Consider the following 14,891-nt stretch of genomic DNA (forward strand, 5'->3'; position numbering starts at 1 on the left):
GTTGATGCAACTGCATCGACCTTGACGGCTACATGCAAATGCATCTAATTAAATGCAGATGCATGGAGCGAGGCCTGCCCCAGGCTTCGCCTGGGAGGTTGTCATGGCACCAAAACTCACGCTGATCAGCCACAAGCTTTGCCCCTATGTGCAGCGCGCGGTGATCGCGCTCACTGAAAAGGGCGTTCCGTTCGAGCGGATCGATATCGATCTCGCCAACAAGCCGGACTGGTTTCTGAAGATTTCGCCGCTTGGCAAGGTGCCGGTGCTGCTTGTCGAAACCGCGGACGGCGAGGCGGCGCTGTTCGAGAGCAATGTCATCTGCGAGTACATCGAAGAGACGCAAGGCGGCGCGAAACTGCATCCGCAGGACGCGCTCAAGCGGGCGCAGCACCGCGCGTGGATGGAATTCGGCTCGACCATTCTGAGCGAGCTCTGGGGCTTGGAGACGACGGGTGATCCCGCGGTCTTTGAAACCAAGCGGAAGGCAGTAGCCGCGAAGTTCGCGCAGGTCGAAAAAACGCTCGGCGCGGGACCGTTCTTTGCCGGCAAGGATTTCAGTCTGGTGGACGCGGTGTTCGCGCCGATCTTCCGTTACTTCGACGTGTTCGATGAACTGATCGATCTTTCGGTGTTTGCCGATACGCCAAAGGTGCGCGCATGGCGAAAGGCGCTGGCGCAGCGGCCGAGCGTGCGTACGGCAGTCGGGCCCGACTATCCGCAATTGCTGCACGCGTTCCTGGTGCGCCATAACGCGCATATGCTGAAGCTGGCGGCTTAGGTATCGCCATCTCGCCGTAGCCCGGATGGAGCGCAGCGCAATCCGGGAATCGTCGGCGCTGGCAGCGGCCCCGGATTTCGCTGCGCTTCATCCGGGCTACGCGTCTCAATTTGACGTCAGCGGACGTTGGCGAGCCGCATGTCGAGATAGCCGGTCACCGTCTCCATCAGCGGCTCCAGCTTGCCGTCGAAGAAGTGGTTGGCGCCCGGGATGATCTGCTGGTCGATCACGATACCCTTTTGGGTCTTCAGTTTCTCGACCAGCGTGTTGACGTCCTTTGGCGGCACCACCGCGTCCCTCTCGCCATGCACGATCAGGCCCGACGACGGGCAGGGCGCGAGGAAGGAGAAGTCGTAGAGATTGGCGGGCGGCGCGATCGAGATGAAGCCTTCGACCTCGGGCCGGCGCATCAGGAGCTGCATGCCGATCCAGGCGCCGAACGAGAAGCCGGCGACCCAGCAGGCGCGCGCTTCGGGATTGATGGTCTGCGCCCAGTCCAGCGCGGAAGCCGCATCCGACAATTCGCCGGTGCCGTGGTCGAACGAGCCCTGGCTGCGGCCGACACCGCGGAAATTGAAACGCAGCACCGAGAAGCCGCGATGCGCAAACGCGTAGTAGCACTGGTAGACGATCTGGTGATTCATCGTGCCGTGAAACTGCGGATGCGGATGCAGGATCATCGCGATCGGCGCGTTCTTCTGCTTGGCCGGATGATAACGGCCTTCGAGGCGGCCTGCGGGGCCGGTGAAAATAACTTCAGGCATTGATGATCCTTGGAAGTGTTCCTTGGCAACGGACGTGATCTGCGGAGGAATGTGATCGGACGTCGTTGGGCGATGCGCGAACGGCGCTCCCGTGAACTGGTGGCGGCGTTCTAGCATGAGGCGAGGGGCAAAAAGCAAGCATCTTGAACATCTGGAAGGCTGTTCAAGGCGTTAGCCTGCGATTGTAAGAGACGGCGCGATCCCCAATTGCGATAAGGCACCTTGCGCTGGCGTAAGGCTGAGGCGCGCGAGAGCTGCTGGCCGATATAGGTAGTATTGTACGGAAATGCCTGAACGGGTTTATCTCGACTGGAATGCGACGACGCCGCTTCGGCCTGAGGCGAGGCAGGCGATGGCCGCCGCTTGGGACATGGCCGGCAATCCGTCCTCGGTTCATGCCGAAGGTCGGCAGGCGCGTCGGCTGGTCGAGGATGCACGCGCAGCCATCTCCGCGGCCATCGGCGCCCGGCCGCAGGATGCGGTGTTTACGTCGGGTGGCACGGAGGCGAATGCGCTGGCGCTGACGCCGGGACTACGGCGGGGCGCGGGCGAACCGGTCCGTCGGTTATTGGTCTCGGCTATCGAGCACACGTCGGTGCTGTCGGGCGGGCGTTTCTCGCCGGAGGCGATCGGGACCATCCAGGTCACCGGATCCGGCCTGATCGACATCGACCATCTGCGGAGGCTTCTTGCCGTTGGGCAGCCGGCGCTTGTCTCGGTCATGCTCGCCAATAACGAGACCGGCGCGCTTCAACCGATCGGCGAAGTCGCTGACATCGTGCATGAAGCAGGCGGGCTGCTGCATGTCGATGCGATCCAGGCGCTGGGAAAAATACCGTTTGATATCAAGTCGATGAAGGCCGATCTGGTTACGCTTTCTGCGCACAAGACCGGTGGCCCCAAGGGCGTTGGTGCTCTGGTTCTGTCCGAGGATGTGCACGGGCTGGAGCCGCTGCTGCGTGGAGGCGGGCAGGAGCTCGGGCGCCGGGCCGGCACTGAGAATGTCGCTGGCATCTCGGCCTTCGGCGTGGCTGCCACTGTCGCAATGGCCGCGCTGGCGGAAGACGCCGCCCGCTTACAGGCTCTGCGCGGGCGGCTTGAGAAGGGGCTCCAACAGACTCCTGGAATGATTGTGTTTTCCGAGGACGCGCCGCGGCTACCGAATACCATCCTGTTCACGGTTCCCGGCCTGAAGGCCGAAACGGCCGTGATTGGCTTCGATCTCGGCGGTATTGCGGTATCTTCGGGTTCCGCCTGCTCGTCCGGCAAGGTCCAGCCGTCTCACGTCCTGGCCGCCATGGGGGTTGGCGGGGAACTGGCGCAGGGAGCGGTGCGGCTCAGTCTGGGCTGGTCTACCTCTGAGGCAGACATTGATTTGGCCCTTCAGGCTTGGCGAAAGCTCGCCGATGGCTTACTTAGAGGGCGACGAAACACAGCTTGAAACGTTCTAAGTGGGTTTCGCCGGAACGCTTCGTCACTGATTTGGAATTGTTCCACCGCGGTCCTTGAAACCGCGAGCGGAGGATGGAATGCCAGCCGTACAAGAGACGGTCGAGCGCGTCAGGCGCATCGACGTCGACCAGTATCGATATGGGTTTGAGACGCTGATCGAATCCGACAAGGCGCCCAAGGGGCTGTCGGAAGACACGGTCCGCTTCATTTCCGCAAAGAAGAACGAACCTGCCTGGATGCTGGAATGGCGTCTGGAGGCCTATCGCCGCTGGCTGACCATGACCGAGCCGACCTGGGCCCGCGTCAATTATCCCAGGATCGACTATCAGGAACTCTATTACTACTCGGCGCCGAAGCCGAAGAAGCAGATCGGCTCGCTCGACGAGATCGATCCGGAAATTCTCAAGACCTACGAGAAGCTCGGCATCCCCCTGCGCGAAGTCGAGGTGCTCGAAGGCGTCGTGAAGCCGGAAGGCGAGCGCAGAATTGCAGTCGATGCCGTGTTCGACTCGGTTTCGGTGGCGACCACGTTCCAGAAGGAATTGAAGGCGGCCGGCGTGATCTTCATGCCGATCTCGGAGGCGATCCGCGAACATCCCGAACTGGTGAAGAAGTATCTCGGTTCGGTCGTGCCGACCTCGGACAATTACTTCGCGACGCTGAACTCCGCGGTGTTCTCCGACGGCTCGTTCGTCTACGTGCCGCCGGGCGTGCGCTGCCCGATGGAGCTGTCGACCTATTTCCGCATCAACGAACGCAACACCGGCCAGTTCGAGCGCACGCTGATCATCGCCGACAAGGGGTCTTACGTCAGCTATCTCGAAGGCTGCACCGCACCGCAGCGCGACGAGAACCAGTTGCATGCCGCAGTCGTCGAACTCGTCACGCTCGACGATGCCGAGATCAAGTATTCGACGGTGCAGAACTGGTATCCCGGCAATTCCGAAGGCGTCGGCGGCATCTACAATTTCGTCACCAAGCGTGGTGACTGCCGCGGCAACAATTCGAAGATCTCCTGGACCCAGGTCGAAACGGGGTCGGCGATCACCTGGAAATATCCGAGCTGCATCCTGCGCGGCGACAATTCACGCGGCGAGTTCTACTCGATCGCGATCTCGAACGGTCACCAGCAGGTCGACTCTGGCACCAAGATGATCCATCTCGGCAAGAACACGACGAGCCGGATCATCTCCAAGGGCATCGCCGCGGGCGTCTCGCAGAACACCTATCGCGGCCTCGTCACCGCGCACCGCAAGGCGACCGGCGCACGCAACTTCACCGCCTGCGACTCGCTGCTGATCGGCGACAAATGCGGCGCGCACACCGTGCCTTATGTCGAGGCGAAGAACTCGTCGGCGACCTTCGAGCACGAAGCGACGACGTCGAAGATCTCCGAGGACGTGCTGTTCTATTGCGTCCAGCGCGGTCTCAGCCAGGAAGAAGCGGTTGGCCTCGTCGTCAACGGTTTTGTGAAGGATGTGCTGCAGCAACTGCCGATGGAGTTCGCGGTGGAAGCGCAGAAGCTGATCTCGATCTCGCTGGAGGGCAGCGTCGGGTAAGCCAAATGATCAGAAACATCTTCGCATTTATTCGGTTTGCGCCACTTGCGATCTTTTTGTTTGTTGCGATCGCTGGAGCCTTTGCGGCTCTGATTGGCGGCTTGGCGGGATGGGTTGATGTAGCCGAATTCGGCAAATTGGCTGCCGGCGGTGGCGTACTAGGCTTCTTTACCTGGTTCTGTCTTCCGATTCTAATTCGGGCGTTTTAGGCCACAAGGAAACAAAATGACTGCGTTGCTTGAAGTGAAAGATCTGAAAGTCGGTGTCGAGGATAACGAAATCCTCCATGGGCTGTCGCTCACGGTGAACCCGGGCGAGGTGCACGCGATCATGGGGCCGAACGGCTCCGGCAAATCGACGCTGTCGCACGTCATCGCCGGCAAGCCCGGTTACGAAGTCACCGGCGGCGAAATCCTGTTCAGGGGCGAGGATCTGCTGGAGATGTCGCCGGATGAGCGCGCCGCCAAGGGCGTGTTCCTGGCGTTTCAGTATCCGGTCGAAATCCCCGGCGTTACCACCTGGAATTTCCTGCATACGGCGCTGAACGCCCAGCGAAAAGCCCGAGGCGAAAGCCTGCTTTCGTCTCCGGAATTTCTCAAGAAGGTGCGCGAGGTCGCAAAGTCGCTCAACATTCCGCAGGATATGCTCAAGCGCGGCGTCAATGTCGGGTTTTCCGGCGGCGAGAAGAAGCGCAACGAGATCTTGCAGATGGCGCTGTTCGAGCCGGCCGTCTGCATCCTTGATGAAATGGATTCCGGCCTCGACATCGACGCGCTCCGCATCGCGGCCGACGGCGTCAATGCGCTGCGTTCGCCGGACCGTGCCATGGTCGTCATCACGCATTACCAGCGGCTGCTAAACTACATCGTGCCTGACTTCGTGCACGTGATGTCGAAGGGACGGGTCGTCAAAAGCGGCGGCAAGGATCTGGCGCTGGAACTCGAGGCTTCCGGCTACACCCAGTTCGAAGACGCAGCCTGACGCAAAGCGGATTTGTGATGAACCTAGTTTTGGCAAAGAACGAGACCGGACGTGCGCTAAGCGACAGCTTTGCCATCGCGCGCGACCGGCTGCCGGGCACAGGCAGGGTCGCTGAGGCGCGAAGCGCCGCCTTCGAGGCCTATGACCGTGTGGGCCTGCCGCACCGGCGGATCGAGGACTGGAAATACACCGACCTGCGCGCGCTGATGCGCGAAGTGTTGCCGCTGGCGCCCGCACCGGATGCCGCTGCGCTGACACGGGCCGCTGCTGCCCTGAAGCTTCAGGCGATCAAGGGTGCACGTCGGCTGGTGCTGGTGGACGGCGTATTCGCGCCAAAGCTCTCCGAACTGGACGGGCTTGAGAAGGGATTGACCATCCGCACCCTGCGCGAAGTGCTGGAGGGTGGTGACGCTACGTTGCAGGCGCAGCTCTTCACGCTTGATATCGCCAATCCGATGGTGGCGCTCAACAGCGCGATGATGACCGATGGCGTGGTGGTCGAGATCGCCAATGGCGTCGTGCTGACGCAGCCGCTGCATATCATTCATATCGCCAGCGGCTCCGCGCCCGCGGCGATGTTCACCCGCTCGCTGTTGCGCCTCGGCAAGGATGCCGGCGTGATGCTGGTCGAAAGCTACATTGCGGCCGATGGCGCCAACGGCTATCAGGCTCACGACTCGCTGATTGTAGCGATCGGCGACAATTCGCGGCTGGACCATGTTCGATTGGTCGAGGACGGCCGCGAGGCCTTCAACATCTGCTCCGCCGTCGTCACGCTGGGCGCACACGCGCACTTCAATACGTTTGGTATGACCTCGGGCGCTGCCGTCAGCCGCTATCAGGCCACCATTGCCTTCGCCGGCGAGGGCTCCCGCGTCGAGACCAACGGCGTCAATCTGCTCAATGGCCGGCAGCACGCCGACACGACGCTGTTGATGGACCACGCAGTGCCGCATTGCGCCAGCCGCGAGGTGTTCCGCGCCGTCGCCGACGACCGCGGCCATTCGGTGTTCCAGGGCCGCATCATCGTGCGCCCGGATGCGCAGAAGACCGACGCCAAGATGATGACGCGGGCGCTGTTGCTGTCCGACGAGGCCGAAGCCGACAACAAGCCGGAACTCGAAATCTTCGCCGATGACGTCACCTGCGGCCATGGCGCAACCACCGGCGCGCTCGACGAGAGCCTGCTGTTCTACCTGCGCGCCCGTGGCCTTTCCGAAAAGGAAGCCCAGGCGCTGCTGATCCAGGCCTTCGTGGGCGAGGCCATTGAATCGATCGTCAACGATGATCTGCGTGAGCTCGCGATTGCAGCCGCGCAGCGCTGGCTGGAGGCGCGGTCATGACCCAGCATCCGGCGGTGAAGAATGGCGCCTATGACGTCGCCCGCGTGCGGGAGGATTTCCCCGCACTGGCGATGAAGGTCTATGGCAAGCCGCTGGTTTATCTCGACAACGCCGCCTCGGCGCAAAAGCCGAATGCGGTGCTCGACCGCATGACGGAAGCCTACAAGAGCGAATATGCCAACGTGCATCGCGGCCTGCATTATCTCGCCAACGCTGCGACCGAGGCTTACGAGGGCGCCCGTGCCAAGGTGGCGAAATTCATCAATGCAGGGCGTAGTGAAGAAATCATCTTCACCCGCAATGTCACCGAGGCCATCAACCTCGTGGCATCGTCCTGGGGCGAGCCCAACATCAAGCAGGGCGACGAGATCGTGCTCTCGATCATGGAGCACCACTCCAACATCGTGCCCTGGCACTTCCTGCGCGAGCGCCATGGCGCGGTGATCAAATGGGCGCCGGTCGACGACGACGGCAACTTCCTGATCGAGGAATTCGAGAAGCTGCTGACGCCGCGCACCAAGCTGGTTGCCATCACCCAGATGTCGAACGCGCTCGGCACTTTCGTTCCAGTCAAGGAAGTCGTGAAGCTCGCTCATGACCGCGGCATTCCGGTGCTGGTCGATGGCGCGCAAGGCGCGGTGCATCTGCCGATCGACGTGCAGGACCTCGATTGCGATTTCTATGCCTTCACCGGCCACAAGATCTATGGTCCGACCGGGATCGGCGCGCTCTATGCCAAGCATGAGCACCTGGTGGCGATGCGGCCCTATAACGGCGGCGGCGAGATGATCCGTGAAGTTGCCCGGGATTGGGTCACCTATGGCGACCCGCCGCACAAGTTCGAGGCTGGGACGCCGCCCATCGTCGAGGCGATCGGGCTGGGTGCGGCGATCGACTACGTCAATTCGATCGGCAAGGAGCGCATCGCCGCTTACGAGCACGATCTTCTGACCTACGCCCAGGAGCGCCTGCGCGAAATCAACTCGCTGCGCCTGATCGGCACCGCGCGCGGCAAGGGACCGGTGATTTCCTTCGAGATGAAGGGCGCCCACGCCCATGACGTCGCGACCGTGATCGACCGGCAAGGGATAGCGGTGCGCGCCGGCACCCATTGCGTGATGCCGCTTTTAGAGCGGTTCAATGTCACAGCCACCTGCCGCGCGTCGTTTGGGATGTATAATACCTGGGAAGAAGTCGACCATCTGGCACAGGCGCTGATCAAGGCGCGGGAATTGTTCTCATGAGTGACACAGCCGAAGTCAAGTCAGCCAATATGGAAACCATCTCGGCGCTGCCGCCCGAGGAGACCGAGCGGCTGGGAGGCGAGATCGTCGCCGCGCTGAAGACGGTTTTCGATCCGGAAATTCCGGCCGACATTTACGAGCTCGGCCTGATCTACAAGGTCGACCTCAAGGACGACCGCAGCGTCGACGTGATGATGACGCTGACCACGCCGAACTGCCCGGCGGCCGGCGAACTGCCGACCATGGTGGAGAACGCGGTCGCCAGCGTTCCCGGCGTCGGCGTCGTCAATGTGAACCTGGTGTGGGATCCGGCCTGGACGCCGGATCGGATGTCCGACGAGGCCCGTCTCGTCCTCAATATGTGGTGAGTGTTGCGTGTTGGCTTAACGGCTTTACGGGAAGATGACAGGCATTGATTTGCGGTTGGGAATGATCACATGAATGACATGACGTCAGCTTCACCCACGCCAGCCACCAAGCCGAAGCCGCGGCCGCGCCCGCAGGTCATGAAACTGACCGAGGCAGCCGCGCAGCGGATTACGGAACTGACCAGGCGCGCAGGTTCCGAGATCGTGGGCTTGCGCGTCGGGATCAAGAACGGCGGCTGCGCAGGCCAGTCCTACACGGTGGAATACGCCCATGAGGTCCGGCCGACCGACGAAGTGGTCGAGGACCGCGGCGTGAAGATCCTGGTCGATCCCAAGGCGGTGTTGTTCCTGCTCGGCACCGAGATGGACTACAAGGCCGACAAGATGCAGGCCCAGTTCATCTTCAACAATCCGAACCAGGTCTCCGCCTGCGGTTGCGGCGAGTCGGTGCAGCTGACGGCCGCGAAGGTTTAGTCTCGTGTCCCGGACGCGCTGCAGCGTGCTTGCGCTGCTGCGCAGAGCCGGGACCTGCCTGCCCAAGCCATAGGCCCCGGATCAGCAGCGCACCGCTTCGCGCTGCGCAGCATCCGGGGCACGAGTGATTGCCATGGACCGCGATTTCCTGATCGACCTGTTTGCCGATTTCGGCCCGGTCACCATCCGCCGGATGTTTTCAGGTTTTGGCATCTCCGCCGACGGCACCAATTTCGCGCTCGCGCTGCGGGCTGGTCTGTATTTCCGCGCCGATGACCAAACCATTCCGCAATTCGAAGCGGAGGGATCGCAACCGTTTCAGTATCAGACGCGCAGCAAGACGGTCACCGTGAACTCGTACTGGCAATTGCCGGCGCGTCTGTTTGACGACTCCGAGGAGCTGGCCAATTGGGCGAGGACGGCGCTCGCCGCAGCACAACGCGCGGCGTTGCGCAAACGGCCGAGGGTGCGGAAATCGGCCAAGGTGGCGGCGAAGCGGCCAGCTCCGAAGGGCAAGCCGGCGAAGCGTAAGGCGAAAGCCTAAGCGACCTGGCTGCGGGTCTCGTCGGCGTATTCGGGATCGACTTCGCAGATCACGCGGTTGCGGCCGTTGCGCTTGGCGGCGTAGAGGCAGGCGTCGGCGCGCTCGATCAGCGAATCGGTGTCATCGTCCAGTTTCAGCATGGAGACGCCGACGGAGATGGTGACGCGGCCGAGAATTTCGCCGGTGGATTTCTTCTTCAACTCCTTCGCCATCACGGCGCGGCGAATGTGGTCGGCGACCGTCAGCGCCTGACGCAGCCCGGTATTGGGCAGCACGACCGCGAACTCCTCACCGCCATAGCGGGCGGTGATGTCCTGGCCCTTGATGGTCTGCTTCAGCGACATCGCAACCAGCCGCAGCACCTGATCGCCGGTGAGGTGGCCGTAGGAATCGTTGAACGATTTGAAATGGTCGATGTCGAACATCAGGAGCGACAACGGTTCGCCGTTTGCCAGCGCCGCCCGAACCGCCATGTCGATCGAACGGTCGAAATATTTGCGGTTGCCCAATCCGGTCAGCGGATCGGTCAGGCTCTCGGCACGGATCGCCTCGAGGCTGTGCTGGAGGTTGCTGATCTCGGTCTTTGACAGCGACAGCCGGCTTTCCAGCGCCTTGTTGGTCTCCTGCATCTCGCGGGTGGACTTCACCAGACCTTCAACGATCGCCTCGATCTGATCGCGGTTCTTGGCATTCCGGAGTTTCTCGCTGGCGCCGCTCAGCCTGGCGTCATAGCTCTGCGACATGCCGAGCGCGTCCGTGATCAGGTTCATCACGTCGTCGATTTCGCCGATCACGCGCGCGCCGACCTTGTCGATGCGGTCGGAAGTCTTGATGTGCGAGAGATAGGTTTCGTAGATCTGCTCGAGGTCGGACTCGCTCAGTCTGCCGTTGCGCGCCAGCGTCTCGTTGATGATCTTGTTGAGGGGGGCATTGTAGCCGGTGGCGTAAACGTACCAGATTTCGTAATTGCGCGGGACGGCGGTCTGCCGAAGGGATTTGATCTGGCCCAACGCGACTTCGGCAAACGCCAAGGTGCGTTCGTGTTCGTCCAGCAGCTTGACCACTGATCCCGTCCCCAATAGCGAGCAGCGCCAGTCGTTGCCGGCAGCAATGATTTAAATTATCGCGCCAGGTTAACGGAGGAGGATGAACGGCCGGTAAATGCTTCCGGCCGTCGGGATCGGCGCTGATCAGACGCGGGCGCGAACCGGCCGCAGCAGGAACGCCGGAAGATGCGAGTGATCGGCGGGCTCCGATTCAGCGTCGCGCTGGGCGCGCCGCGGTTCGGGACGACCGATCGAGGGCACGCGCGAGGGCTGTGCAGGGCTGGGCGGCGTGAAGGCTTCGGTCGCTGCCTGCGGCTGCGGGCCGGCACTACGGCCGGCGGCCTTGGCATGCCGCGGTTCGCGGTCGCCGCTCTTGTCGCTACCCCTGGCGGGGCGCGGCTCGCGTTCACGCCGCGGCTTGCGGCCACCGCGCGAACCTTCCCGAGATCCCTCGCGTGAACGATGTTCGCGCGGCTGATCGGTTTCGTCGGAGGAAACCGACTGCACGGCATAGTCGCCTTCGGCGGCAGGAATGGTCTGGCCGATCAGCCGTTCGATCGCAGCAATCGATTTGTTGTCGAGCGGGCTGACGATCGAGATCGCGGTGCCGGCGCGTCCGGCGCGTCCGGTACGGCCGATGCGATGCACGTAGTCGTCGGCATGATGCGGCACGTCGAAATTGAAGACGTGGCTGACAGCTGGAATATCGAGGCCGCGGGCCGCGACGTCGGAGGCCACCAGCAACGGAATCTCGCCCTTGCGAAATTGATCGAGCGCCGCGGTGCGGGCCGACTGGTCCATATCACCGTGCAGGGCGCCGACACTGAAGCCGTGCTTCTGCAGCGATTTGTAAACGACGGCGACTTCGCGCTTGCGGTTGCAGAAGATGATCGCGTTCTGAAGATCCTTGGCGTCGCGCAGCAGGCGGCGCAGGATCTCGCGCTTCTCGTGTACCTCGCGTCCGGCGGGGACCTGGAATTGCGACACGCCCACCGCTGTGGTCGCCGGCTTCGAGACTTCGATCCGCGCGGGATTGTGCAGGAAGGCTTCGGTGATGCGGCTGATTTCCGGCGGCATCGTTGCGGTGAAGAACAATGTCTGCCGCGTGAATGGCACCAGCTTGCAGACGCGTTCGATGTCGGGGATGAAGCCCATGTCCAGCATGCGGTCGGCTTCGTCGATGACGAGCAGTTCGACGCCGGTGAGCAGCAGACCGCCGCGTTCGGTGTGGTCGAGCAGGCGTCCGGGGGTCGCGATCAAGACGTCGACGCCGCGGGTCAGCTTACTGTCCTGGTCGCCGAACGAGACGCCGCCGATCAGGAGCGCGACGTTGAGTTTCTGGCCGATGCCGTATTTGTCGAAATTCTCTTTCACCTGTGCCGCGAGTTCGCGGGTCGGTTCGAGGATCAGGGTGCGGGGCATCCGAGCCCGGGCGCGGCCCTTTTCCAGAAGTGTGAGCATGGGCAGGACGAAGGCGGCGGTTTTGCCAGTGCCGGTCTGGGCGATGCCGAGAACGTCGCGGCGGGCCAGAACGTGGGGGATCGCCTGTTCCTGGATGGGGGTAGGGGTAGTGTAGCCGGTGGCCGCAACCGCGGCGAGGACCTTATCGGAAAGGCCGAGATGGGAAAAAGACATTGAGCCTCAAGTCGACACCGCCGTTCGGAATCGAGGGTAAAAAGGCTGTCGCGTTTTGCCCCGAAACGGCGCGCTTTGAAAAGCTGGGGGCTCTGACTTACGCAGACGAGCGGCTAACCTAAGGAATCGCGTTTCGATCCAAGGCCGCGTTGAGGGCGAACATAGGGTTGAAATGGCCAAAGTCAATCTGGGAACGGGACATATAGCGAAAAAGCTTAATGTTCTCGCACAAATAACGGCCAAAACCGTCATTTGGCCGTCAAATCGAACTGCCGCATTCCTATCAACCCGGTCCATTGAACCGTGGGCATTGGGATGCCGACTATGGCATGAAGCGGCTTGGCACGGCCCAAACCAGGACCATTCGTGCGCTGGGGGAATTCGATGAAGGGTTGGCTTTCCAGACTGCTCGCGGTGGCGGGCCTTGCAACGTGCATCGCGGTCTTTGCCGCTCCCGCTTATGCCGAAAAGCGCGTCGCGCTGGTGGTCGGCAACAACGACTACAAAAACGTGCCCAAGCTGCTGAAGGCGGTCAACGACGCCCGCACCATGGGCGATACGCTCAAGCAGCTTGGCTTCACGGTGATGGTGGCGGAAAACCAGAACCGGCAGGCGTTCAGCCAGACGCTGCTGGCGTTCGACAAGGCAGTCGACGCCGGCGACACCGCGTTCTTCTTTTTTGCGGGCCATGGCTTTGAAATCGCGGGGCAGAACTTCCTGCTGCCGACCGACGTGCCGGCGGCCACCGAAGGCCAGGAAGAGCTGGTGCGCGACGCCTCGGTCCTCGCCGACCGCATCATCGAGCGAATGCAGAACCGGAAGGTCCGCACCGCCATTCTGGTGTTCGACGCCTGCCGCAACAATCCGTTCGAACGCGCCGGCACCCGCGCGGTTGCCGGCCGCGGCGGCCTTGCGCCGATGACGCAATTGCCGGAAGGCGTGTTCTCGGTGTTCTCGGCGGGGCCGCGGCAGACCGCGCTCGACCGACTCTCCAATGACGACACCAATCCCAATTCGGTTTTCACGCGAACCTTTGCCAAGGAACTGACGCAGCCCGGAGCGAACCTCGTTCAGGTCGCGCAGCGCACGCGGCGTGCGGTGAGCGAACTGGCGGAAACGGTCCGCCACAAGCAGATCCCGGTCTATTTCGACCAGATGGTCGACGACGTGTTTCTGAACGGCATGGCGAGCAAGGCGCAGCCGGAAGCCGCGGCGAAGCCTGCCGAGCCGCTGCAGAAGCTGGCGGCCTTGCCGCCGGTGCAGCAACTCAAACCGCAGAACGATTCCGTGAACGCGCCGATCGCGATGTTCTCGCGCCACAATGGCGGCTGGACCGTGGTGTTCTCGATCGCTGACCCGACGCTCGGCATCTCCTGGCGGCTGGGGGACACCGGCGATTTCCGCGAGACCGGTTTCATCGACACGCTCGATCCCAGAACCCGCAAGCGGATGCCCAACCCGTCGGTCGAACTGCCGGCGGATGCGCCGGCAGCCATCATCCAGGTGCGTTATGTCGACACCAATGGCGACTTGCAGGGGCCGTTCCCGATCCGCTTCGACCCCGAGGCAGCCCTGATCCGCGACCAGCGCAAGATCCTCGACATGACCGCGACGAGTTGGCTGTCGTTCCGCGAATTCAACGGCCTGCTGGTCTATTACACGCATCTGATGTCGTATCGCTGCGCGATCCGCGAAGTGCGCGTCGGTATCGACAGCGCGGTGCCCGACAAGGTGCTGAAGATGCCACCGTGCAATCCCCGGGACCCCAGCGTCATTCCACACGAAGCGACGCCGTATTTGAAGCTCGCGCCGCAGACCAAGTCGGTCTCGGTGGAATTGACCTATCGCGACGGCAGCGTGTCGGAGATCAAGAGCTTTCGGCGGTAGGGGCATTGGTGCTCTTCGAGACGGCTGCTTCGCGGCCTCCTCAGGGTGAGGGGACAGAGCGTAGCCTGGCTGTCTCCACGTCATTGCGAGCGAAGCGAAGCAATCCATTCTTCCTTTTTGCGGCGCTGTGGATTGCTTCGCTGCGCTCGCAATGACGTTGATACAGTTTCGCGTTCTCGCGACGCACGGCGCCCGAGGTTTTCATGACGTTGTCCCTCCAACGAGAGGGAGCAGGGAATGCCGGGTGCTTGCTGCACCCGCGGTCTCGTGTGCAATGTGCACAAGGAAGTGCGCACACGAGCATACAGGTACAGCCGGAGCACTCCGGCATTCCCTGCGCAATGGTTTGACGGCTTATGCCGCGCTCTCCCTGGAGACGAATTCGTCTTGCCTCCATCGCCGCCGGCTTGATGGCTAAATCGATCCGGTCGGATCGAGTTCGCCACCGGCAGCTTGGCACCAGCCACGGGTGTCGGGACCACACGGTTTTGCCGTACGCTTCAGCGCCGTACGTCCTGCGCATCGCTCGTCACTCATGAGGTTCTACTCACCCTGCGACCACGTTGTGCGCCGACGCTGTTGCGTCCACCGCATCCCGCCTCGCGTTCGTGACGATCGCGATACGCCCCTCTTGTCGAGACGGGACAGCGCGGAAATAGCCACTGATTTGGGGTGACAGGGAAGAAGTATATATTTGCGAGCAAGACTGGACGCCCCAAATCAGATTGAATCTGTTCGATAAATTAGTTTTCGGGCGCAGCGGTTTTCGCATCGCATATTGCATTGCCGAGGTGCGGCAGATGAACGATTTTA

At 62.2% G+C, this 14,891-nt stretch carries 14 protein-coding genes; 11 read left to right on the top strand and 3 right to left on the bottom strand.

What is annotated here, in order from left to right; translation table 11 throughout:
• The first annotated feature begins 103 nt into the window (after positions 1–103).
• Positions 104–781 (top strand): glutathione S-transferase family protein, encoded by a 678-nt coding sequence (locus tag V1279_RS13970; protein WP_334436648.1) that lies wholly within the window; start codon positions 104–106, stop codon positions 779–781.
• Positions 782–897: 116 nt separating this feature from the next.
• Here the strand turns inward: V1279_RS13970 and V1279_RS13975 are convergent, their stop codons facing one another.
• Positions 898–1,545: an alpha/beta hydrolase gene (locus V1279_RS13975; RefSeq protein ID WP_334436650.1), complete on the bottom strand. Its 648-nt coding sequence runs from the start codon at positions 1,543–1,545 to the stop codon at positions 898–900.
• A 286-nt stretch (positions 1,546–1,831) separates the two neighbouring features.
• On the opposite strand from V1279_RS13975, the gene V1279_RS13980 reads away from it, so the two are divergent.
• From V1279_RS13980 to V1279_RS14020, 9 genes are all read left to right on the top strand, one after another.
• Entirely contained in the window at positions 1,832–2,986 is a 1,155-nt protein-coding gene (locus V1279_RS13980; RefSeq protein ID WP_334436652.1) for a cysteine desulfurase family protein, read from the top strand.
• 88 nt (positions 2,987–3,074) lie between these two features.
• Positions 3,075–4,556, top strand: coding sequence for a Fe-S cluster assembly protein SufB (sufB, locus tag V1279_RS13985; protein ID WP_334436655.1), 1,482 nt, complete (start codon positions 3,075–3,077; stop codon positions 4,554–4,556).
• Between the two features lie 5 nt (positions 4,557–4,561).
• On the top strand, positions 4,562–4,765 hold the full coding sequence (locus V1279_RS13990) for a hypothetical protein (RefSeq protein ID WP_334436658.1): 204 nt from the start codon (positions 4,562–4,564) through the stop codon (positions 4,763–4,765).
• A 16-nt stretch (positions 4,766–4,781) separates the two neighbouring features.
• Entirely contained in the window at positions 4,782–5,537 is a 756-nt protein-coding gene (gene sufC / locus V1279_RS13995) for a Fe-S cluster assembly ATPase SufC (protein WP_334436660.1), read from the top strand.
• A 17-nt stretch (positions 5,538–5,554) separates the two neighbouring features.
• Positions 5,555–6,880, top strand: coding sequence for a Fe-S cluster assembly protein SufD (gene sufD, locus V1279_RS14000; protein WP_334436662.1), 1,326 nt, complete (start codon positions 5,555–5,557; stop codon positions 6,878–6,880).
• Positions 6,877–8,124, top strand: coding sequence for a cysteine desulfurase (locus V1279_RS14005; RefSeq protein ID WP_334436664.1), 1,248 nt, complete (start codon positions 6,877–6,879; stop codon positions 8,122–8,124). Before sufD ends, V1279_RS14005 begins: the two co-directional genes overlap by 4 nt.
• Positions 8,121–8,492, top strand: coding sequence for an SUF system Fe-S cluster assembly protein (locus tag V1279_RS14010; protein ID WP_334436666.1), 372 nt, complete (start codon positions 8,121–8,123; stop codon positions 8,490–8,492). Before V1279_RS14005 ends, V1279_RS14010 begins: the two co-directional genes overlap by 4 nt.
• A gap of 78 nt (positions 8,493–8,570) precedes the next feature.
• Positions 8,571–8,966: a HesB/IscA family protein gene (locus V1279_RS14015; protein ID WP_334446389.1), complete on the top strand. Its 396-nt coding sequence runs from the start codon at positions 8,571–8,573 to the stop codon at positions 8,964–8,966.
• A gap of 133 nt (positions 8,967–9,099) precedes the next feature.
• A complete protein-coding gene (locus V1279_RS14020) occupies positions 9,100–9,510 on the top strand; it encodes a TfoX/Sxy family protein (protein ID WP_334436669.1) in 411 nt (136 codons plus the stop codon).
• Here the strand turns inward: V1279_RS14020 and V1279_RS14025 are convergent.
• Both V1279_RS14025 and V1279_RS14030 read right to left on the bottom strand, forming a co-directional pair.
• Entirely contained in the window at positions 9,507–10,574 is a 1,068-nt protein-coding gene (locus tag V1279_RS14025; protein ID WP_334436672.1) for a GGDEF domain-containing protein, read from the bottom strand. The genes V1279_RS14020 and V1279_RS14025 overlap by 4 nt on opposite strands.
• Before the next feature lie 126 nt (positions 10,575–10,700).
• The gene (locus tag V1279_RS14030; protein ID WP_334436674.1) at positions 10,701–12,191 is read right to left on the bottom strand and encodes a DEAD/DEAH box helicase; all 1,491 of its coding nucleotides are present in this window, start codon (positions 12,189–12,191) and stop codon (positions 10,701–10,703) included.
• A 384-nt stretch (positions 12,192–12,575) separates the two neighbouring features.
• Between V1279_RS14030 and V1279_RS14035 the strand changes: the two genes are divergently transcribed.
• Entirely contained in the window at positions 12,576–14,078 is a 1,503-nt protein-coding gene (locus V1279_RS14035; RefSeq protein ID WP_334436676.1) for a caspase family protein, read from the top strand.
• Positions 14,079–14,891: the final 813 nt, after the last annotated feature.

The organism is Bradyrhizobium sp. AZCC 1610 (assembly GCF_036924515.1).
In the GTDB taxonomy this organism is placed as follows: Bacteria; Pseudomonadota; Alphaproteobacteria; order Rhizobiales; family Xanthobacteraceae; genus Bradyrhizobium.